The sequence below is a fragment of the Enterobacter cloacae complex sp. 277I4 genome (genome assembly GCF_050031465.1).
Lineage (GTDB): Bacteria > Pseudomonadota > Gammaproteobacteria > Enterobacterales > Enterobacteriaceae > Enterobacter > Enterobacter cloacae.
This window is the reverse complement of sequence record NZ_JBLGWC010000001.1, coordinates 1,622,965-1,642,963: the sequence shown is the minus strand read 5'-3', so window position 1 is coordinate 1,642,963 and position 19,999 is coordinate 1,622,965. Positions and strand designations below refer to the sequence as shown.

20 protein-coding genes and 1 pseudogene are annotated in these 19,999 nt (G+C 54.9%); 13 read left to right on the top strand and 8 right to left on the bottom strand.

Going from position 1 to position 19,999, the window contains the following annotated elements; all coding sequences use genetic code 11:
- The first annotated feature begins 189 nt into the window (after window positions 1-189).
- Window positions 190-1,875 carry an aspartate:alanine antiporter gene (locus ACQG19_RS07870; RefSeq protein ID WP_246931506.1) on the top strand — a complete coding sequence of 562 codons (1,686 nt, stop codon included), beginning with the start codon at window positions 190-192 and terminating at the stop codon, window positions 1,873-1,875.
- A gap of 345 nt (window positions 1,876-2,220) precedes the next feature.
- Window positions 2,221-2,649: a GIY-YIG nuclease family protein gene (locus ACQG19_RS07865; protein ID WP_246931507.1), complete on the top strand. Its 429-nt coding sequence runs from the start codon at window positions 2,221-2,223 to the stop codon at window positions 2,647-2,649.
- A 237-nt stretch (window positions 2,650-2,886) separates the two neighbouring features.
- Here ACQG19_RS07865 and ACQG19_RS07860 read toward each other — a convergent pair.
- A pseudogene (locus tag ACQG19_RS07860) lies at window positions 2,887-3,113 on the bottom strand (phage tail protein); the annotation flags it as partial.
- A gap of 809 nt (window positions 3,114-3,922) precedes the next feature.
- On the opposite strand from ACQG19_RS07860, the gene ACQG19_RS07855 reads away from it, so the two are divergent.
- The 4 genes from ACQG19_RS07855 (at window position 3,923) to arsC (ending at window position 6,511) form a co-directional block, all read left to right on the top strand.
- Window positions 3,923-4,192 (top strand): hypothetical protein, encoded by a 270-nt coding sequence (locus ACQG19_RS07855; RefSeq protein ID WP_102751713.1) that lies wholly within the window; start codon window positions 3,923-3,925, stop codon window positions 4,190-4,192.
- A 229-nt stretch (window positions 4,193-4,421) separates the two neighbouring features.
- Window positions 4,422-4,742: a metalloregulator ArsR/SmtB family transcription factor gene (locus ACQG19_RS07850; protein ID WP_038418999.1), complete on the top strand. Its 321-nt coding sequence runs from the start codon at window positions 4,422-4,424 to the stop codon at window positions 4,740-4,742.
- Window positions 4,743-4,777: 35 nt separating this feature from the next.
- Window positions 4,778-6,067, top strand: coding sequence for an arsenic transporter (locus ACQG19_RS07845; RefSeq protein WP_246931508.1), 1,290 nt, complete (start codon window positions 4,778-4,780; stop codon window positions 6,065-6,067).
- Window positions 6,068-6,079: 12 nt separating this feature from the next.
- Entirely contained in the window at window positions 6,080-6,511 is a 432-nt protein-coding gene (gene arsC, locus ACQG19_RS07840; RefSeq protein ID WP_058650658.1) for a glutaredoxin-dependent arsenate reductase, read from the top strand.
- Between the two features lie 15 nt (window positions 6,512-6,526).
- Here the strand turns inward: arsC and ACQG19_RS07835 are convergent, their stop codons facing one another.
- Entirely contained in the window at window positions 6,527-7,078 is a 552-nt protein-coding gene (locus tag ACQG19_RS07835) for a TetR/AcrR family transcriptional regulator (protein ID WP_058650659.1), read from the bottom strand.
- 82 nt (window positions 7,079-7,160) lie between these two features.
- Between ACQG19_RS07835 and ACQG19_RS07830 the strand changes: the two genes are divergently transcribed.
- Window positions 7,161-8,375, top strand: a complete 1,215-nt coding sequence (locus tag ACQG19_RS07830; RefSeq protein ID WP_246931509.1) for an MFS transporter — start codon at window positions 7,161-7,163, stop codon at window positions 8,373-8,375.
- Window positions 8,365-9,177, top strand: a complete 813-nt coding sequence (locus ACQG19_RS07825) for a Cof-type HAD-IIB family hydrolase (RefSeq protein ID WP_038418994.1) — start codon at window positions 8,365-8,367, stop codon at window positions 9,175-9,177. Before ACQG19_RS07830 ends, ACQG19_RS07825 begins: the two co-directional genes overlap by 11 nt.
- 57 nt (window positions 9,178-9,234) lie before the next feature.
- Here the strand turns inward: ACQG19_RS07825 and ACQG19_RS07820 are convergent, their stop codons facing one another.
- Complete coding sequence (locus ACQG19_RS07820) at window positions 9,235-10,467, bottom strand: MFS transporter (protein ID WP_013097422.1); 1,233 nt, start codon at window positions 10,465-10,467, stop codon at window positions 9,235-9,237.
- Between the two features lie 167 nt (window positions 10,468-10,634).
- On the opposite strand from ACQG19_RS07820, the gene ACQG19_RS07815 reads away from it, so the two are divergent.
- From ACQG19_RS07815 to deoR, 3 genes are all read left to right on the top strand, one after another.
- Window positions 10,635-11,363, top strand: a complete 729-nt coding sequence (locus ACQG19_RS07815; RefSeq protein WP_029882876.1) for a phosphatase PAP2 family protein — start codon at window positions 10,635-10,637, stop codon at window positions 11,361-11,363.
- 7 nt (window positions 11,364-11,370) lie between these two features.
- Window positions 11,371-11,979, top strand: a complete 609-nt coding sequence (gene ybjG, locus ACQG19_RS07810) for an undecaprenyl-diphosphate phosphatase (RefSeq protein ID WP_020689884.1) — start codon at window positions 11,371-11,373, stop codon at window positions 11,977-11,979.
- Window positions 11,980-12,046: 67 nt separating this feature from the next.
- Window positions 12,047-12,805, top strand: a complete 759-nt coding sequence (gene deoR, locus ACQG19_RS07805) for a DNA-binding transcriptional repressor DeoR (RefSeq protein ID WP_038418989.1) — start codon at window positions 12,047-12,049, stop codon at window positions 12,803-12,805.
- A 67-nt stretch (window positions 12,806-12,872) separates the two neighbouring features.
- Here the strand turns inward: deoR and dacC are convergent, their stop codons facing one another.
- Entirely contained in the window at window positions 12,873-14,078 is a 1,206-nt protein-coding gene (gene dacC, locus ACQG19_RS07800) for a serine-type D-Ala-D-Ala carboxypeptidase (protein ID WP_014831210.1), read from the bottom strand.
- Between the two features lie 241 nt (window positions 14,079-14,319).
- On the opposite strand from dacC, the gene ACQG19_RS07795 reads away from it, so the two are divergent.
- Window positions 14,320-14,946 carry a glutathione S-transferase family protein gene (locus ACQG19_RS07795; RefSeq protein ID WP_246931510.1) on the top strand — a complete coding sequence of 209 codons (627 nt, stop codon included), beginning with the start codon at window positions 14,320-14,322 and terminating at the stop codon, window positions 14,944-14,946.
- On the opposite strand, the gene ACQG19_RS07790 is transcribed toward ACQG19_RS07795, so the two are convergent.
- Window positions 14,947-16,065: a PQQ-dependent sugar dehydrogenase gene (locus ACQG19_RS07790; RefSeq protein WP_040020711.1), complete on the bottom strand. Its 1,119-nt coding sequence runs from the start codon at window positions 16,063-16,065 to the stop codon at window positions 14,947-14,949.
- A gap of 106 nt (window positions 16,066-16,171) precedes the next feature.
- The gene (bssR, locus tag ACQG19_RS07785) at window positions 16,172-16,555 is read right to left on the bottom strand and encodes a biofilm formation regulator BssR (RefSeq protein WP_013097430.1); all 384 of its coding nucleotides are present in this window, start codon (window positions 16,553-16,555) and stop codon (window positions 16,172-16,174) included.
- Window positions 16,556-16,771: 216 nt separating this feature from the next.
- On the opposite strand from bssR, the gene rimO reads away from it, so the two are divergent.
- Window positions 16,772-18,097: a 30S ribosomal protein S12 methylthiotransferase RimO gene (gene rimO / locus ACQG19_RS07780; RefSeq protein ID WP_013097432.1), complete on the top strand. Its 1,326-nt coding sequence runs from the start codon at window positions 16,772-16,774 to the stop codon at window positions 18,095-18,097.
- 63 nt (window positions 18,098-18,160) lie between these two features.
- On the opposite strand, the gene gsiD is transcribed toward rimO, so the two are convergent.
- Window positions 18,161-19,072 (bottom strand): glutathione ABC transporter permease GsiD, encoded by a 912-nt coding sequence (gene gsiD / locus ACQG19_RS07775; RefSeq protein WP_029882874.1) that lies wholly within the window; start codon window positions 19,070-19,072, stop codon window positions 18,161-18,163.
- Window position 19,073: 1 nt separating this feature from the next.
- Complete coding sequence (gene gsiC, locus ACQG19_RS07770; protein WP_020689877.1) at window positions 19,074-19,994, bottom strand: glutathione ABC transporter permease GsiC; 921 nt, start codon at window positions 19,992-19,994, stop codon at window positions 19,074-19,076.
- Window positions 19,995-19,999: the final 5 nt, after the last annotated feature.

Below are 19,999 nucleotides of genomic sequence, written 5' to 3'. Positions count from 1 at the left end.
AAAACCCGCATACGGTTATGCGATAATGAGTAGCCGTTGGTAGCTAATGCGATTAAACTATCCAGCTGCTATTGTCTTAGGGAATTTTTTTGGCCGCAGGGAGTGTAGAAGTATTCCCTGGCACTGAAAACAGTAGCCCAAAATGTCCTTTCATTCAACAACTTACTGGTAAACAAGAAGTTAGCCTCCGTGAATATAAACGTCGCAGACTTGTTAAATGGGAATTACATCCTGTTATTATTTGTGGTACTGGCGCTGGGCCTTTGCCTGGGTAAATTGCGCCTGGGTTCAATACAACTTGGTAATTCCATTGGCGTTTTAGTCGTCTCCTTATTATTAGGTCAGCAGCATTTCAGCATTAACACAGACGCGCTTAACTTAGGTTTTATGCTGTTTATTTTTTGTGTTGGTGTCGAAGCGGGTCCTAACTTTTTTTCCATTTTCTTCCGCGACGGCAAAAATTATCTGATGCTGGCGCTGGTGATGGTCGGCAGTGCGCTGCTGATCGCGTTAGGGCTGGGTAAACTGTTTGGCTGGGATATCGGGTTAACGGCCGGTATGCTGGCAGGCTCCATGACCTCGACGCCGGTTCTGGTGGGTGCAGGCGATACCCTGCGCCATTCCGGTATGGCCGGGGCACAGCTTTCTACCGCACTCGATCACCTGAGCCTGGGCTATGCCCTGACCTATCTGATTGGTCTGGTGAGCCTGATTGTAGGCGCACGCTATCTGCCGAAACTGCAGCATCAGGATCTGCAGACCAGCGCCCAGCAAATCGCCCGCGAGCGTGGTCTGGACACGGACTCCAAACGAAAAGTTTATCTTCCGGTGATCCGCGCTTATCGGGTCGGGCCAGAGCTGGTCGCCTGGGCGGACGGTAAAAATCTGCGCGAGCTGGGGATTTACCGCCAGACGGGTTGTTATATCGAACGTATCCGCCGTAACGGCATCCTGGCGAACCCGGACGGCGATGCGGTGCTGCAGATGGGCGACGACATCGCGCTGGTGGGTTACCCGGATGCCCACGCGCGGCTGGACCCAAGCTTCCGTAACGGTAAAGAGGTATTCGACCGCGACCTGCTCGACATGCGTATCGTCACCGAAGAGATTGTGGTGAAAAACCACAACGCCGTCGGCCGTCGTCTGGCGCAACTGAAACTGACCGACCACGGATGCTTCCTGAACCGCGTGATCCGCAGCCAGATTGAGATGCCTATCGACGATAATGTCGTCCTGAATAAAGGTGACGTGTTGCAGGTCAGCGGCGACGCACGCCGCGTGAAAACCGTCGCCGACCGCATCGGCTTTATCTCCATTCACAGCCAGGTCACCGACCTGCTGGCCTTCTGCGCCTTCTTTATTGTTGGCCTGATGATTGGGATGATCACTTTCCAGTTCAGCAACTTTAGCTTTGGCATCGGTAACGCTGCCGGGCTGCTGTTTGCCGGTATCATGCTGGGCTTCCTGCGAGCGAACCATCCAACCTTCGGCTACATTCCGCAGGGCGCGCTGAACATGGTGAAAGAGTTTGGTCTGATGGTCTTTATGGCGGGTGTCGGCTTAAGCGCCGGTAGCGGCATTGGCCACAGCCTCGGCGCCGTCGGCTGGCAAATGTTGGTTTCCGGACTTATCGTCAGCCTGGTACCGGTGGTGATCTGTTTCCTGTTCGGCGCCTACGTGCTGCGCATGAACCGCGCCCTGCTCTTCGGGGCAATGATGGGTGCGCGTACCTGTGCGCCAGCGATGGAAATCATCAGTGATACTGCCCGCAGCAACATCCCGGCGCTGGGTTATGCGGGCACCTACGCTATCGCTAACGTACTGCTTACGCTGGCAGGTACGCTCATCATCATCATCTGGCCTGGACTCGGATAACTCTTAACTTTGCGCGTAACGAAAAAATTTTCGTTATGCGCAGAACTTTTTTATCAGGGGGCAGTCATAACTAGTGCCACTGCTTTTCTTTGATGTCCCCAATTTGTGGAGCCCATCAACCCCGCCGTTTTGGTTCAAGGTTGATGGGTTTTTTGTTGCCTGAAATTCTATGACTCTTAAAATCAGCTACTTACAATCACGTTTTCTGATATCAGAAGATTTCGAAAAATCCGTCTGATCAAAATCAGCATCCCATTTAATTTTTTTGTCCCTTCCTCATGAAAAATCATCGCCCCCTGCCAGCAAAAGAATAAAATCAGTAAAAAGATCAGCAAGGAAAGCCGCATGTTCGTTTTTTATCCCGAGAGAATCTACAGCAGAACGGAAGTGATGAGCAAACCATCACCAGTTCCGCCAGTAAATGGCATCTACTTCTGGTGGTTTAAGGAAATTCCTCCAGGTGTACCGACAGAGGGGTGCGTTACCTCTGACGGCTACACGCTGTTGTATGTAGGTATCTCACCCGACCAGCGAGGGAAACCTAACAGCCGTTCGAACTTAAGGAAACGCATCAACACGCACTATAGCGGCAATGCCGCTGGCTCAACGCTCAGGCGCACGCTGGGTGTGTTATTGAGTAGTTCAAGTGGCTTTCCGCTGCGCCGTGTGGGATCTGGATCCAGAATGACATTTACTCATCCTGGCGAGCAGTGGCTTGATGTCTGGATGGAAAAGAATGCCAGGGTTCACTGGATACCTGTCGAAGCGCCCTGAGAGATTGAGGATAAACTGATCGCATCTATTCCCCTTCCATTAAACATTCAGGGGAATGCTCATGAATTTAAAATTACGCTTTCGGAAATGCGGAGGCTGGCTGCTGCCGAGGCAAGATTGATGGAGATTGCTGATGAAAGGGGTTTAAAAGGAGATTAGCAGTACAGTGACTGTTGCTGTAACACTGCGCCAGCAGGCCTGTATTAGTAGGCTAATTGCTCCTGCTTTCTTTTAGAGTTTGGTCTGGCCTGAAATCGCATCGAGCGAACGGACGAGCGTGCCGGACTTGTCCGCTGGTGGTCAGGACAACAATTAGCAGAACCAGTTCATTGCGTGGAAGATTGCTGCATCGGCATCCTCGCTGGCGCAGACCATGCCCACAATGACGGTGATCTCCGTGGTAATGGATCGGGTGTCTTCGTTTATTCGACTACGCGCCCCCCACGGTGGTAATTCTGAGCCATATAACGAAACTCCTAAAGAAGAGTTTCGCTATGATTCATTTATATGGAATGTAAATAATCGAGGCCATATTGTCTGAGTTATGATACAAAGTAATCGTTGAAGGGATAACGATACGATGAGAGTAAGTAATGGTTTTTAGTGAGATTGCCGTTCTATCATGTCAAATAGTGGCGTCTTTGCTGATGGGATGTGATTATTTCATGCCGTCCAAATGGAGAGGTAAGATCAATCAATCGCTTTCTGAATATTTCTCCCGTTTAAGGGATAATGTTGACAGAGATATCTCCATGAGATTTAAAGAAATATTCGCACAATTACAAATAATATTCTTTTGTTTATCTCTGCTAGCAATTGCCGTTGCAATATATTACTTTAGAGTTTTTTTGTTTGAAAACTTAACACCCATGCTATATCTGTGCATCACAATAATTTCAATTTTATGCGCCGCCATAGCTTTACATTATATCATAGGTCATACAGTAAAATTGCTCGTCACTTTAGGCATTGGGGGAATATTATTCAGAAGCATCTCTGTCTTCTTGCTTAAAACAGAAAAAGGTCCACTTGCCGGAACAGGATTTCTTATGTTGCTTGTATCATTCATAATGCGTTACATGAATATCACTCACATCTAAACGCAACGAAACAGCAATGACCATGCGCTATGCTAATCTGGCACTTGATCACATCGAAACAACCTTTCGTATTATTCTGCTAGCAACAGTGGTTACTGACGATTCAAGGGCACATGAAGTGTATTTTTAAAGCCAGAAACGTATTCTATTCTTACTTAACGAGATTCCCTGTCATGAAAGACCTGCTACAGCAAGGACATAAACTTCGTTCAAAGGCAAAAGAATTAGCGATATCTGTTCTTCAAAAACATCCAGACGGAAACAAGAATGGTAAGGGCGTAAAACAAGCCGATGTGTTTCGACTTTGTGGCCTGGATTGGGGTAATTACCCAAAAGCCCTGAGTACACAGCAACAGTACTGGGTTGTAGCCCTACTGCGCGAATTAGAAGCTGATGGATTAGTAGAGCAAGTGGAAGATAAAGGCCCCTGGCGATTGAAGTAATACCGTCTGATAAAGGTGACGATAGCGGTTGGTAACACATCGTAATCGCCACCTTTAAGCATTTAACTAACCTATTGTTTTCATTACAAATAATTATTTTCACTAACCCATTACATAAATTTTTTTTTGTTCCCTCAAATTTTATGCTCCATCATCCCCCCTCTTCCCTCCCCCGCATCAAACATATATGATTAAACAAATATGTATCAACTACCCGCAGGGTTCAACCATGCTCCACCCGCTCCAGCTTTTCAAAACCCTCTCCGACGAAACGCGGCTCTCCATCGTCATGCTTCTGCGTGAAGCCGGTGAGCTATGCGTCTGCGATCTCTGCTCCGCAACCACGGAGTCACAGCCGAAAGTCTCGCGCCATATGGCCTTACTTCGCGAGTCCGGGCTGGTTATCGACCGTCGTGAGGGGAAGTGGGTCTATTACCGTTTGTCTCCGAACATGCCTGCGTGGGCAGCTACCGTCATCGATAACAGCTGGAACTGCCTGCGGGATGAAACGCGTGCAAGGCTAAAGAATAGCCTTCCTGGGTCATGTTAAACACATTCATAAAAACAGATATAACGGAGTAAACGATGTTTCTGGCAGGGGCAATTTTTCTGTTGACGCTGGTACTGGTCATCTGGCAGCCCAAAGGGCTCAGTATCGGCTGGAGCGCGACGATTGGCGCCGTGCTGGCGCTGGCCAGCGGCGTGATCCACCTTAACGATATTCCGGTGGTGTGGAATATCGTCTGGAATGCCACGGCGACGTTTATCGCCGTTATTATCATCAGCCTGCTGCTGGATGAGTCCGGCTTTTTCGAGTGGGCGGCGCTGCATGTCGCCCGCTGGGGAAACGGTCGGGGGCGTTTGCTCTTTACTTATATCGTGCTGCTGGGTGCGGCCGTCGCGGCGCTGTTTGCTAATGATGGTGCAGCGTTGATCCTGACACCTATTGTCATCGCCATGCTGCTGGCGCTGGGGTTCAGCAAGCAGGCCACGCTGGCGTTTGTGATGGCGGCAGGTTTTATCGCCGATACCGCCAGCCTGCCGCTGATTGTCTCGAACCTGGTCAACATTGTGTCGGCAGACTTCTTTAAGCTGGGGTTCAGCGAATACGCCTCGGTGATGATCCCGGTTGATATCGCCGCGATTGCTGCCACGCTGGTGATGCTGCATCTGTTCTTTCGCAAGGAAATTCCACCGGAATATGATCTTGCGAAACTCCAGGAGCCCGCCCGGGCCATTCACGATCTCCCGACGTTCAGAACAGGCTGGATAGTGCTACTGCTTCTTCTCGTCGGCTTCTTTGTGCTTGAGCCTCTCGGCATTCCGGTCAGCGCCATTGCAACAGCTGGCGCGCTGATTTTATTCGCCGTTGCAAAACGCGGACACGCGATTAATACCGGAAAAGTGCTGCGCGGCGCACCGTGGCAGATCGTCATCTTCTCACTGGGGATGTATCTGGTGGTCTACGGTTTGCGTAACGCCGGGTTAACCGAATACCTTTCAGGCGTGCTGAATGCGCTGTCCACCCACGGTTTATGGGTGACTACTCTGGGAACCGGGTTCATCACCGCCTTCCTGTCATCCATAATGAACAATATGCCCACGGTGCTGATTGGCGCACTCTCTATTGATGGCAGCACGGCAACAGGATTGATTAAAGAAGCGATGATTTACGCCAACGTGATTGGCTGCGATCTGGGGCCAAAAATCACGCCTATCGGTAGTCTCGCCACCCTGCTCTGGCTCCACGTGCTGGCGCAAAAAAACATGACCATTACCTGGGGCTACTATTTCCGGACGGGCATCATCATGACGCTGCCGGTTCTGTTTGTGACGCTCGCCGCGCTGGCGTTACGTCTCACTTTCACACTGTAATGAGCCACTGATATGACCAACATCACCATTTACCACAATCCCGCCTGCGGCACCTCGCGCAACACGCTGGAGATGATCCGCAACAGCGGCACCGAGCCAGAGATCATTCTCTATCTGGAAAATCCGCCGTCACGCGATGAACTGATCAAACTGATTGCCGACATGGGCATTTCGGTACGGGCGCTGCTGCGTACAAACGTGGAGCCCTATGAGCAATTGGGTCTGGCAGAAGAGACGTTCACTGACGACCAGCTTATCGGTTTTATGCTGCAAAACCCGATCCTGATTAACCGTCCGATTGTGGTGACGCCGCTGGGCACCCGCCTGTGCCGCCCGTCTGAAGTGGTCCTCGATATTCTGCCGGATGCGCAGAAAGGGGCATTTACGAAAGAGGACGGTGAAGCCGTCGTGGATGCCAGCGGGAAAAAAATCACCCAGAAATAGAGGCGGGCCTGCAGGCTAGCGGTTCCCCTCGCCTGCAATCCTTCCCACCATCGCCCGGATCTCCTCACGCGTCAGCGGCGCTCTGTCGGTGACAAAGTGTAGCGTCATTCCTTCGATAAAGGCGTCCAGCGCGCGGGTGGTGACCGGGTCAAACCACTGCTCAAGCGTCGTCTGGCTCATCTGCATCCAGTCCTGCATTACCGTTTTCAGCGCCGCGCTGCGGTGCATAAAAGTGTAGAGCTGGTACATCAGCGCCATGTTGTGCGGCGTCGTCACCTGCGAGCTGTGGATCAGCGTGGTGATGGATTCACACGCCATCTCCGGGCTGGTTACCCCCGCGAAGAAATCACGGTATTGCTGCGACATCTGCCGGGTAAACCACGTGAAAGCCTCTTCCAGCAGCGACTCCATGCCGTCAAAATAGTAGGTCATTGACCCCAGCGGAACCCCGGCACAGCTGGCGATTTTACGGTGCGTGACGGCATGGATACCGTGCTCAGCAATGGTGTCCAGCGTCGCCTGCAGGATCTTCTCCCGGCGATGCGGGTCGTTAGGTGGTCTGCTCATACATGCCTCATCTGATTTGTGTACAAATGTACACAAACTTGCTAGTGTTGTCGCTATTGTTGTGCTTCTGGTGCTTATCTCAATGACTCTGACCTCACCCCGTAAGGCCCTGCGGTTGCGCATGTGGGCGCTTTTCATGTTCTTCTTTATTCCGGGTCTGCTGATGGCGTCCTGGGCCACGCGTACCCCGGCGATCCGCGATATTTTGTCGGTCTCCACCGCGGAGATGGGCATTGTGCTGTTTGGCCTGTCGATAGGCTCAATGAGCGGTATTCTCTGCTCGGCGTGGCTGGTGAAGCGCTTTGGTACCCGGGCGGTGATCCGCACCACCATGTGCTGCGCAATACTGGGGATGCTGGTGCTCAGCGTGGCGCTGTGGTATGCCTCGCCGGTCCTGTTTGCCCTGGGTCTGTTGATCTTTGGCGGCAGCTTTGGCGCGGCAGAAGTGGCCATTAACGTTGAAGGAGCTGCGGTCGAGCGCGAGATGAATAAAACCGTGCTGCCAATGATGCATGGCTTTTACAGCCTTGGCACGCTGGCCGGTGCGGGCGTGGGCATGGCGCTGACGGCCTCCGGCGTGAGCGCGAATCTGCATATCCTGCTGGCCGCGCTGATCTCTGTTGTGCCGGTGCTGACCGGTATCCGCGCCATTCCGGACGGCACGGGCAAAAACACCTCTGATGAACACAAAACGGCGGAAAAAGGGCTGCCGTTCTACCGTGATTTCCAGCTGATGCTGATCGGCGTGGTGGTGCTGGCGATGGCGTTTGCTGAAGGCTCCGCCAACGACTGGCTGCCGCTGCTGATGGTAGACGGACATGGGTTTAGCCCGACCTCTGGCTCGCTGATCTACGCCGGGTTTACGCTGGGGATGACCGTCGGACGCTTTACCGGCGGCTGGTTTATTGACCGCTACAGCCGCGTGGCGGTGGTGCGCGCCAGCGCCCTGCTCGGCGGGCTGGGCATTGCGATGATCATCTTCGTGGATGTGGACTGGATTGCCGGCGTATCGGTGATCCTCTGGGGCCTGGGTGCCTCACTTGGCTTCCCGTTGACCATCTCCGCCGCCAGCGATACCGGCCCGGATGCCCCGACGCGCGTCAGCGTGGTGGCGACCACAGGCTATCTGGCCTTCCTGGTCGGGCCGCCGCTGCTGGGCTTCCTGGGTGAGCACTACGGGCTGCGCAGCGCCATGCTGGTGGTGTTAGGGTTGGTCATGATTGCGGCGCTGGTGGCGCGCGCCGTGGCGAAGCCGGAAAAAGAACAAACGACACTGGAGAAGGGATATGAGCGTTAAACTGATTGCAGTCGACATGGATGGCACCTTCCTTAGCGACGCGAAAACCTACAATCGCGAACGTTTTCTGGCGCAGTATGCGCGCATGAAGGAGCAAGGTATTCGCTTTGTGGTGGCCAGCGGTAACCAGTATTACCAGCTGATCTCCTTCTTCCCGGAGATTGCGCATGAGATTGCGTTTGTCGCCGAAAACGGCGGCTGGGTGGTCAGCGCCGGGGAAGATGTTTTTAACGGTGAACTGTCGAAAACGCACTTCGACACCGTTGCTGCCGTGCTAAACGACGTTCCCGGCATTGAGATTATCGCCTGCGGCAAAAGCAGTGCCTATACGCTCAAAGCCTATGACGATGAGTTCAAAGCTATCGCCGCGAAGTATTATCATCGCCTCGAAATGGTAAGTGATTTCGACAACCTGAACGATATTTTCTTCAAGTTCGGACTCAACGTTTCTGATGATGAAATCCCGCGCATTCAGGCCATGCTGCACGAAAAACTCAACGACATAATGGTGCCCGTCACGACCGGCCATGGAAGTATCGATCTGATTATCCCCGGCGTGCATAAAGCCAACGGCCTGCGGATCCTGCAACAGCGCTGGGGCATTGACGACAGCGAGGTGGTGGCTTTCGGTGACAGCGGGAACGATGTGGAGATGCTGCGCCAGTCAGGCTTCAGCTTTGCGATGGCGAATGCCAGACCGCATATCAAAGCAGCGGCCCGCTTTGAAGCGCCGCATAATAACGAGGAAGGCGTACTGGATGTGATTGATAAGGTGCTCAACAGGGAAGCACCGTTTAATTAACACGTGCGGTCTGGTGCCCTCACCCTGACCCTCTCCCACCGGGAGAGGGAATAAGAATTATGGCTGCAGAGCGTTCCCGACGCGTTTGTCCTTCAGGAACATCACCATCAGGATAACCCACAGCACGCCGTTGGCGAGGTTAAACAGGCTGAACAGACCGTTGCCGCCGAGCGCATAAGCGTGCTTGCTCACCTCGATCCCGACGGTAAAAATCAGCATCTGCAGCATCCCCATCGCCGCCGAAACGGTGCCTTTACTCATCTCGCTGGCAAACAGCGTCAGACGCACCAGCCCGGCATTCGCCACGCCAATACCGAAGGCGTAAATACTCAACCCCGCCGTCATCCACAGATAGGCATGAGATGATACCACCGTCGCCACCGCGGCCACGGTAAGGCCCGCCGCAATCGGCCAGCCGCCCATGATGATGAGCGAGCGCACCGTGCGTCGTGATGTCAGACGCGCCAGCACCAGGTTACCGATAATCAGTGCGCCAAAAATCGGCACCTGCAGCAGCCCGTACTCGTAGCTGCTGAGCTGTTCACCGCTGATGATAATGACCGGTGACTGGGCGATCCACGCCAGCAGCGGCAGACTAACAAAGCCCGTCGCCAGCGCGCCTGCCACAAAGCGGCCGTTTTTCAGCACTGCTTTATAATCCCGTCCCAGCTCTTTCAGCGACAGCGTCTCACCCAGTCGGGTGGCCGTTTCCGGCATTGCGCGGTGCAGGCCAAAGAACGCGATGGCGGCCAGCACGGCGAAGAGCACAAACATGCCTTCCCACGGTGCCACATGCACCCACGCGGCGCCCACCAGCGGCCCCAGCAACGGAGCAATCAGCGCCACGTTCGCCATCAGCGCGGTGATTTTGATACACACAGCCTCCTCAAAGGACTCCTGAATGGCGGCATACCCCACGGCACCGATAAAGCACAGGCTTACCCCCTGCAGGAAACGCAGCAGGGTGAACTGTTCAATGTTTTGCGCCAGCAGCGTGGCGAGACAGGTCACGATAAACCACACCACGCCCGTCAGCATCACCGGACGGCGGCCAATACGATCCGACAGCGGCCCTAACAGCCACTGTAAAAACATGCCGCCAGCCAGATAGGCGGTCATAGAGGTCGGCACCCATTCAATACCTGCGTTGTATTGCGCCACCACGGCCAGCATACCGGGCTGAATCATATCGTTGCCGATATAGGTAGAGAACTCGTAAAGCACCAGACACAGAGGGAAAAGTAACGCCTGACGACCCAGACGCGTACCCGAAGAAGAACGGTTTAACATGCAATCTCTTTATGATGAAAAAATCGCGATGAGTGTAATGAATTGCCGCTGTCTGAGATAGCAAATTATCCAGAAGAAACAGAAATAAAGCATTTATCGTCGTTGTTTAAGGTTTCCTTAAGTTGACACCAATATGATAGCCATATTTCACGCTACCAACCAACTCTATGACCCGCATATCCCCTCGTTCAGAATTGTCTAAGTTACAGACAAATAAGACAAAACAACTTTACCGCCTGCCTGTGCGCTTTTATGGTTATCAGCTTTTAGTGCTGATCGCCCTTGCCGTGGTGTTTACCTGGCTTTCTCGTGGCGAAACGCTTGATAAATGGATCACTGGCTTTTGGTATGACGCGGCAACACACCGCTTCCCGCTGCAGAAAAACCCGCTGCTGGATCTACTGAACCACCGGCTGGCGAAGTACATCGCCATTGCCATGGCGGTGGGTGCGTTGTTTTACGGTGCCTGGAAGCGCAATGCGAGACTGGTCACCGCCGCACTGCTGATGGGGCTTGGCACGCTGGTGGTTGGCGTGTTGAAAAGCCTGAGCCATCACAGCTGCCCGTGGGATCTGGTGGAGTATGGCGGTAAGGCCGTCTCTTACCCCCTGTTCAGTTCCGCTCCGGCAGACAGCGGCCCTGGCCGCTGCTTCCCCGGCGGCCATGCGTCCAGCGGCTTTATGGTGATGGGTCTGTTCTTTGCCTTCTGGCGCGAGCGCCCGCGTCTCGCCTGGAGCTTTGTGGCCTTCGGCGTGGTGTTAGGTCTGGCGATGGGCTTTGGTCAGGTCATGCGCGGGGCGCATTTTTTCTCTCACAACCTGTGGGCTGGGTGGTGGGTCTGGTTTTCCCAGGTAGCGGTCTACGGCCTCGTTTCTGCCTGGTTTGCTAAAGAGTAAAAACGCTATGTTAGAGAATCTTAATTACCAGCTGTTTTATCTGATCAACGCCACCCCGGCCTCGCCTGAGTGGATGATCGATCTGGCCACTTTCCTGGCAAAAGATCTGATCAGTATTGTGCCTGTGCTGGCGGCTATCCTCTGGCTGTGGGGACCGCGCAGCCAGGTCAACGCGCAGCGTCAGCTGGTGATCAAAGTGGCGATGACGCTGGGGGTCAGCGTGCTGGTCAGCTATGTTCTGGGTCTCGCCTTCCCGCACGATCGTCCTTTTGTCGAACACGTCGGCTATACCTTCCTGCACCACGCGCCGGATGACTCGTTCCCAAGCGATCACGGTACGGTGATCTTTGCTTTTGCGCTGGCCTTCCTGTTCTGGCATCGCCTGTGGTCAGGTGCGCTGCTGATGGCCATTGCGGTCGCCATTGCCTGGTCTCGCGTGTATCTGGGCGTACACTGGCCGCTGGATATGGTAGGCGGCTTCCTGGTGGGGCTGATCGGCTGCGTCAGCGCGGCGATCCTGTGGAACCTCTTCGGGCTGGCGCTGTATCGCGGACTCTCGTCTCTCTATCGCACCCTTTTCGCTATCCCGATCCGCAAAGGCTGGATACGTGACTAACCCCGGTATGACAGGTTACACTTGAGCCCCCGCCCTGCGGGGGCTCACTTTTTCATCCTGAGGATCTATGGAAACACGCCGCGATGACCGCATAGCTCAGTTGATACAGGCGCTGAAGCGTAGTGATAAGCTTCATCTTAAGGAAGCCGCTACCCTCCTCGGCGTTTCAGAGATGACCATTCGCCGTGACCTGAACAGCGAGAGCGCGCCCGTCGTGCTGCTGGGCGGCTATATTGTGCTGGAGCCACGTAGCGCCAGTCATTATCTGATCAGCGATCAAAAGACGCGCCTGGTTGAAGAGAAACGCAAAGCCGCCCGTCTGGCGGCCTCTCTGGTGCAACCGCACCAGACGCTGTTTTTTGACTGCGGCACTACCACGCCGTGGATAATCGAAGCCATCGACAGCAGCATCCCCTTTACCGCCGTGTGCTACTCGCTGAACACCTTCCTGGCCCTTCAGGAGAAACCCGAGTGTCGGGTGATCCTCTGCGGCGGTGAGTTCCACGCCAGCAACGCCATTTTTAAGCCGCTCAATCTTCAGGACACGCTCAGCAATTTGTGTCCGGATATCGCGTTTTACTCCGCGGCGGGCGTGAGTACCCGTCAGGGGGCGACCTGTTTTAACCTGGAAGAGCTACCGGTAAAACACTGGGCATTAAGCGCCGCGCAGTACCATGTGCTGGTGGTGGATCACAGCAAGTTCGGCAAGGTGCGTCCGGCACGGATGGGCGAGCTGGCACAGTTCAATGCCATCATCAGCGATTGCCGCCCGGATGAAGAATACGTGACCTACGCAAAGGCGCAGCAGGTCAAGTTAATGTATTGAGAGGGGTGCGGTCTGATGCCCTCACCCCGGCCCTCTCCCACAGGGAGAGGGTGAAAAGCGGGAAGACTTAACTAAACCAGCTGCCAAACCAGCTATGGAATTTCATCATCACGAAGTCCCACATCCGGCTGAAGAAGCCGCCCTCTTCGACCGCTTCCATCACAATCAGCGGACGCTGTTCAATCGACTTACCGTTTAACTGGAAATCAATCGTCCCGACCACCTGGCCTTTTTTCAGCGGCGCGGTGAGCTGCGGATCGGTGAGGGTATAGCTCGCTTTCAGGTTTTTCAGCTGACCACGTGGAATGGTCACCGACCCGGCTTCACCGGCCCCCAGGTTCACCTCACTCTTGTCACCAAACCAGACGCGCTGGCTGACGAACGTGGCATCCGGTTTAATCGGCGTCACGGTTTCAAAGAAGCGGAAGCCCCAGGTCAGCAGTTTTTCTGACTCGTTAAAACGAATACGGTCGGTTTTGGTGCCCAACACCACCGAGATCAGACGCATATCACCCTGGGTCGCGGAGGCCACCAGGTTATAACCCGCCCCGGCCGTGGTGCCGGTTTTCATCCCGTCAACGTTGACGTTGCTGCTCCACAGCAGACGGTTGCGGTTCGGCTGGCGGATTTTATTAAAGGTAAACTCTTTCTCTTTGTGGATGGCATATTCGTCCGGCACATCGTGGATGAGCGCCTTGCCGAGCAGCGCCATATCGCGCGCGGTACTGAACTGGCCCGGCGCATCCAGACCGTGGACGGTTTTAAAGGTGGTATTGGTCAGACCCAGCTTTTGCGCATAGCCGTTCATCAGGCCAATAAACGAGTCCTGGCTTCCCGCAACATAATCTGCCAGGGCGATACAGGCATCGTTGCCGGACTGGATAATCACCCCTTTATTCAGATCGGAAACGGAAACCTGATCGCCAGGTTTCAGGAACATTACCGATGACCCGCGCAGCGCCGGGTTGCCGGTCGCCCAGGCGTCCTTCCCGATGGTGACCATATCGTCGAGCTTGATCTTACCCGCCTTCAACGCCTGGCCAACCACGTAGCTGGTCATGATTTTGGTCAGGCTGGCCGGGTCGAGTTTCTCATCCGCATTGCCTTCCGCCAGCACTTTACCGCTGGAGTAATCCATCAGGATCCAGGCACGCGCATCTACCGGCGGCGCTTCGGGCGCAGCCTGCTCAGCCGCATAGAGAGTTGGTGCAAACAGGAAAAGGAGCGCGGAGCCTGCCGCCAGGCTGCGCAGAGAAGTCATTTTTCGCGTCATAAATGCCACCCGAGTGTCCATTCAAAAATTACGTCACATCACCGTGTCGCAAGAAGCGATGAGTAATAGCGCACTAAAACGGTTAATGAAACCCAACGAGGGTAAAGTTATTAAAGTTTATGCAATAACATTCAGATACGCTTTGATTAAGGCGATTTTTTTCTCTTCTGTTGCGTAATTGTTAGGTTTATCTCACCATGGCGAAAAGCTGACTCGGATTCACATCTTATCGGGAGTAATTATGATTACGCTGTGGGGAAGGAATAATTCGACCAACGTCAAAAAAGTGCTCTGGACGCTGGAGGAGCTGGATTTACCGTTTAACCAGATAATGGCGGGTTTGCAGTATGGGGTTAATAAAGACGCCGACTACCTGGCGATGAACCCGAACGGCCTGGTGCCGCTGCTGCGCGATGATGAGACGGACGCCACGCTGTGGGAATCCAACACCATTGTCCGCTACCTGGCCGCCCAGTATGGGCAAGGCCGTCTATGGGTAGAAAATCCGGCCCGCCGCGCGCAGGGAGAAAAATGGATGGACTGGGCCAACCAGACGCTCTCCCCCACGCACCGCGTGATCCTGATGGGGCTGGTCAGAACCCCCGAAGCCGAGCGCGACTATCCCGCCATTCATACGGCGCAGGACGCCTGTGAAAATCTGTTTGCGATGATGGACGATGAGCTGGCGAAACACGCCTGGTTCTCGGGTGCCGACTTCGGCGTGGGCGACATTGCCGTTGCGCCATTTGTCTGGAACCTGACCAACCTCGGTCTGACGTGGACGCCGCGCCCTCACCTGGCGCGCTGGCTTAAACAGCTGAGCGAACGCCCGGCCTACCGTAACGTGGTGATGATTCCGGTAAGCTGATCACCTCCCGGACGGGCTGACTTTCAGCAACTGCCCGTCCGTTTCATCGGTCAGAACATACAGATAGCCGTCCGGACCGACGCGCACATCGCGGATGCGCTGTTTCCGGTCGCCCAGGATCCGTCCGTCCTCGGTCACCGTGTTGCCGTTCACACTCAGCACGATCACATCCTTCTCTTTCAGCGCCCCGATAAACAGCTTGTTTTTCCACTGCGGGAATACATCACTGTTATAAAACGCCATTCCGCTCACGGCGGGCGAGACTTTCCAGACAAACAGCGGTTTTTCGGTTCCTTCAACGTGTTCACCTTTCGCCTCAGGAATTTTCAATCCGCTGTAGTTGATACCGTGGGTCGCCAGCGGCCAGCCATAGTTTTTCCCTTTCTCCGGAATGTTAATCTCATCCCCGCCACGCGGGCCGTGTTCATTAAGCCACAGCGTGTCGCTCCACGGGTTCATCGCCATCCCTTGTGGGTTACGAATGCCATAAGACCAGATTTCCGGCCGCGCACCGGCGGTGTTCACAAAGGGGTTATCCGGCGGGACTTTGCCATCCTCCGTCAGGCGTACCACTTTCCCCTGGAGTTTATCCAGATCCTGCGCCGTCGGGCGCTGGTTGTTTTCGCCCAGCGCAATAAACAGATAGCCTTTGCCATCAAACACCAGCCTTCCGCCAAAGTGGTGACCGGTGGAGAGTTTCGGCATCTGACGGAACACCACCTGGAACGCCTCAAGGCGGGAAAGATCGTCGCTTAAGCGCCCGTAACCCACCGCCGTTCCGGCTTTGCCGTCAGCGCCTGCCTCGGCGTAGCTCAGCCAGACGCGGCGCGAGGTGGCAAAATCCGGCGCCAGCACCACGTCCAGCAGTCCTCCCTGTCCGTTGTCCCAGACTTTGGGCACCCCTGTTATCGGGTCTGACAGCCCTTTCCCGGCCTGCCAGTGTTTCAACTGGCCGCCCTTCAACGTCACGAGCAGCCCTTTGTTATCCGGCAGGAACGCCAGTGACCAGGGGTGTTCGAGTTTGTTCTGCAATACCTCAACCTTAACCGCATCAGGTGCAGCAAGGAGCGAAAACGGAAATAACAACGCAGGCAGGAAAATTAGCGAGGATCGGTGCATAACACGCTCCTTTATCGGCATATGGCATAAAGATTAGCCACTACGTCCGGGCGCGTTATCACTTTTACAAAAGCTTAATCAGAAGGGGGAGTTGCCTCCCCCGGAATCAGTGCTGTTCAAGCTTCGCGTGCTCGTTCAGACACATGATGCATAGAGAGAGCGTTGTCAGGCAGTTTTCAAGCTTCTCCGCGTTTACAGCGATAAAAGTCGGGCAGTCATGGCGTCCGTTCATCAGACAAACCCCGGCAATGGAGAGCACCTCGGCGGCGCGGCGCAGCGCAATACATTCGCTTTCGGCGTATTCCGCTTTCAGGATGGGTGCTTTTTCACGCATGAAATTGCAAAGTTCAAAGAAATTATCACGCAGATGTTCGCTTTCGCTGACTGACATATACCCTTTCGCCTTCCTCAGCTGCAGATATGCGGCAAGGTCGATTCGGGCGTTGATCAGCTTGTTCAGCAGATCGCGTTTCAGTCTGTCAACGGACATACTCATTCCTCCTCTGTCAGCCCCTGTGCACAGTCAGAATAAGGTTATTTTTTGTACAGTTTAATGCCTGAGATCAATTATTCTTAACTGATTAACATTCTTTACAATGTTACAACCTGCGCGGGCATCATCTGCACTGCAAAGAGTGTATAAATCCCCCGCGATACGCTGTAAAATCCCGCCCTGATAACTCCATAATTGATGAATTTTTAACCTATGAGCAATGTTACGCACCCGCCGAAAATCGGCTTTGTCTCCCTGGGCTGCCCGAAAAACCTGGTGGATTCTGAACGCATCCTGACCGAACTTCGCACCGAGGGCTACGACGTGGTGCCAAGCTACGACAACGCCGACATGGTGATTGTGAACACCTGCGGGTTTATCGACAGCGCGGTTCAGGAATCCCTGGAAGCCATTGGTGAAGCCCTGACGGAAAACGGCAAAGTGATTGTGACCGGCTGCCTGGGCGCAAAAGAGGACCAGATCCGTGAAGTGCACCCGAAGGTGCTGGAGATCACCGGTCCACACAGCTACGAGCAGGTGCTGGAACATGTTCATCACTACGTACCCAAGCCTAAGCACAACCCGTTCCTGAGCCTGGTGCCGGAACAGGGGGTGAAGCTGACGCCGCGTCACTACGCTTACCTGAAAATTTCCGAAGGCTGCAACCATCGCTGCACCTTCTGCATTATCCCGTCCATGCGTGGCGATCTGGTGAGCCGCCCGATTGGCGAAGTGCTGGCAGAAGCCAAACGTCTGGCCGATGCGGGCGTGAAGGAGCTGCTGGTGATCTCCCAGGATACCTCCGCCTACGGCGTGGATGTGAAGCACCGTTCCGGTTTCCACAACGGCGAGCCGGTGAAAACCAGCATGGTCGGCCTGTGCGAACAGCTCGCTAAACTGGGCATCTGGACGCGTCTGCACTACGTTTACCCTTATCCGCACGTTGACGACGTCATCCCGCTGATGGCCGAAGGCAAAATCCTGCCGTACCTGGATATCCCGCTGCAGCACGCCAGCCCGCGTATCCTGAAGCTGATGAAACGCCCAGGCTCCGTTGACCGCCAGCTGGCGCGCATCAAGCAGTGGCGCGAAATCTGCCCGGATCTGACCCTGCGTTCGACCTTCATCGTTGGCTTCCCGGGTGAAACCGAAGAAGACTTCCAGATGCTGCTCGACTTCCTGAAAGAGGCCCGTCTGGACCGCGTAGGCTGCTTCAAGTACAGCCCGGTTGAAGGCGCAACCGCTAACGAACTGGCGGATCAGGTGCCGGAAGAGGTAAAAGAAGAGCGCTGGAACCGCTTCATGCAGCTGCAACAGCAGATCTCTGCTGAACGTCTGCAGGAGAAAGTGGGCCGCGAAATTATGGTCATCATCGACGAAGTTGACGAAGAAGGCGCGATTGGCCGCAGCATGGCGGATGCCCCTGAAATCGACGGCGCGGTGTACCTGAACGGGGAAACCAACGTCAAGCCGGGTGACATCATTCGCGTGAAAGTGGAAAACGCCGACGAGTATGACCTGTGGGGTAGCCGGGTTTAAACACCCAGCGCCTGTTTTGTAGGCCGGGTAAGGCGTAGCCGCCACCCGGCACATTCCACTGCCCTACCCCTTAATCCTCGGATCCAGCGCATCGCGCAGCCCATCCCCCAGCAGGTTGAACGCCAGCACGGTCAGGAAAATCGCCAGACTCGGGAATATCGCCACGTGTGGCGCAATCACCATATCTGCCCTCGCCTCGTTGAGCATCGCGCCCCACTCCGGCGTCGGTGGCTGGGCCCCTAATCCCAGAAACGACAGGCTGGCGGCGGAAATTATCGACACGCCGATACGCATCGTAAAATAGACCACAATCGACGACACCGTACCCGGCAGAATATGGCTGAACAGGATGTTGGCGTCGCTGGCCCCCATACTGCGGGCGGATTCAATAAAGGTCTGCTGCTTCAGTACCAGCGTATTGCCGCGCACCAGACGGGCAAACGCCGGGATCGAAAAGACCGCGACGGCGATGATGACGTTTGCCATGCCGCTGCCCATAATGGCGACAACCGCAATTGCCAGCAAAATGCCGGGGAAGGCAAACAGCACGTCGCAAATGCGCATTATGATCCGGTCCCACCAGCCCTCGTAATACCCTGCCACCAGGCCCAGAACGGTACCGATGACCGCACCGATAAGCACCGCAAACACCCCGGCGGCGAGCGATATCTGCGCGCCCATCAGCACGCGGCTAAAAATATCGCGCCCCAGAGAGTCCACGCCGAACCAGTGCATCATCGACGGTCCGTCATTCAGGCGGTCGTAATCAAAGTAGTTTTCCGCATCATACGGTGCCACCCACGGCGCAATGGCGGCCACCACAATCAGCAGCAGTACAAACAGCCCCGCCGTCATGGCAACAGGCTGGCGACGAAAGCGCCGCCAGAATTCAAACCATGGGGTGCGGATATGGTCCGGCTTCAGCCCCGGCATAGCGTTTACAATGGCCTGACGACGCCAGTTCAACAATCGCATCTTACTTATACCTGATGGCCGGATTAATGGCGGCGTACAGCACATCCACCACTAAATTGATAAGAATAAATTCCAGCGAGAAGAGCAGAACTTCCGCCTGAATGACCGGATAGTCGCGCATCTCGACCGAATCCACCAGCAGGCGCCCCAGCCCCGGCCAGTTGAAGACCTTTTCCACCACGATAGAGCCCCCCAGCAGGAAGCCGAACTGCAGCCCCATCATGGTCACTACCGGGATCATCGCGTTGCGAAAACCGTGCTTGAGGATGACCCACTTCTCGCTCACCCCTTTCGCCCGTGCGGTACGGATGTAATCTTCACTCAACACGTCAACGAACGACGCGCGTGTGAAGCGCGCCATCACCGCGGAGACGGCCGCGCCCAGCGTCATGGACGGCAGGATGTAGTGCTTCCAGGTATCGGCCCCGACGGTGGGCAACCAGCCCAGCTCCACGGAGAAAATCTGCATCAGGAGCATCCCCAGCGCAAAGGCCGGGAAAGAGATCCCGGTCACCGCCAGCGCCATGCCAAGCTTGTCCGGCCAGCGGTTGCGCCAGACGGCAGCGACAATCCCGGCGCCAAGCCCAAACACCACCGCCCAGCACATGCTGGCAATCGTTAACCAGAACGTAGGCATAAAGCGGCTGGCAATCTCTTCCGATACCGGGCGACGCGACACCATCGAGATACCAAAATCGCCCTGCAGCACGTTGCAAATATAATGGAGAAACTGCATGTACAGAGGCTGGTCGAGACCAAGCTGTTTGCGCACCAGTTCAATGACTGTGGCATCCGCCTCTGGCCCGGCCACCAGACGCGCCGGATCGCCCGGCAGCAGATGGACAAACAAAAACACCAGTACCGCCACAATCAGCAGCGTCGGGATAAGCCCGAGCAGGCGTTTACAAACATAATTGAGCATGAGTG

Coding starts and splice junctions, on each gene's coding strand:
- ACQG19_RS07865 (WP_246931507.1), top strand. CDS start 2,221: ATGTTCGTTTTTTATCCCGAGAGAATCTACAGCAGAACGGAAGTGATG.
- ACQG19_RS07855 (WP_102751713.1), top strand. CDS start 3,923: ATGAAAGACCTGCTACAGCAAGGACATAAACTTCGTTCAAAGGCAAAA.
- ACQG19_RS07850 (WP_038418999.1), top strand. CDS start 4,422: ATGCTCCACCCGCTCCAGCTTTTCAAAACCCTCTCCGACGAAACGCGG.
- ACQG19_RS07845 (WP_246931508.1), top strand. CDS start 4,778: ATGTTTCTGGCAGGGGCAATTTTTCTGTTGACGCTGGTACTGGTCATC.
- arsC (WP_058650658.1), top strand. CDS start 6,080: ATGACCAACATCACCATTTACCACAATCCCGCCTGCGGCACCTCGCGC.
- ACQG19_RS07835 (WP_058650659.1), bottom strand. CDS start 7,078: ATGAGCAGACCACCTAACGACCCGCATCGCCGGGAGAAGATCCTGCAG.
- ACQG19_RS07830 (WP_246931509.1), top strand. CDS start 7,161: ATGACTCTGACCTCACCCCGTAAGGCCCTGCGGTTGCGCATGTGGGCG.
- ACQG19_RS07825 (WP_038418994.1), top strand. CDS start 8,365: ATGAGCGTTAAACTGATTGCAGTCGACATGGATGGCACCTTCCTTAGC.
- ACQG19_RS07820 (WP_013097422.1), bottom strand. CDS start 10,467: ATGTTAAACCGTTCTTCTTCGGGTACGCGTCTGGGTCGTCAGGCGTTA.
- ACQG19_RS07815 (WP_029882876.1), top strand. CDS start 10,635: ATGACCCGCATATCCCCTCGTTCAGAATTGTCTAAGTTACAGACAAAT.
- ybjG (WP_020689884.1), top strand. CDS start 11,371: ATGTTAGAGAATCTTAATTACCAGCTGTTTTATCTGATCAACGCCACC.
- deoR (WP_038418989.1), top strand. CDS start 12,047: ATGGAAACACGCCGCGATGACCGCATAGCTCAGTTGATACAGGCGCTG.
- dacC (WP_014831210.1), bottom strand. CDS start 14,078: ATGACGCGAAAAATGACTTCTCTGCGCAGCCTGGCGGCAGGCTCCGCG.
- ACQG19_RS07795 (WP_246931510.1), top strand. CDS start 14,320: ATGATTACGCTGTGGGGAAGGAATAATTCGACCAACGTCAAAAAAGTG.
- ACQG19_RS07790 (WP_040020711.1), bottom strand. CDS start 16,065: ATGCACCGATCCTCGCTAATTTTCCTGCCTGCGTTGTTATTTCCGTTT.
- bssR (WP_013097430.1), bottom strand. CDS start 16,555: ATGTCCGTTGACAGACTGAAACGCGATCTGCTGAACAAGCTGATCAAC.
- rimO (WP_013097432.1), top strand. CDS start 16,772: ATGAGCAATGTTACGCACCCGCCGAAAATCGGCTTTGTCTCCCTGGGC.
- gsiD (WP_029882874.1), bottom strand. CDS start 19,072: ATGCGATTGTTGAACTGGCGTCGTCAGGCCATTGTAAACGCTATGCCG.
- gsiC (WP_020689877.1), bottom strand. CDS start 19,994: ATGCTCAATTATGTTTGTAAACGCCTGCTCGGGCTTATCCCGACGCTG.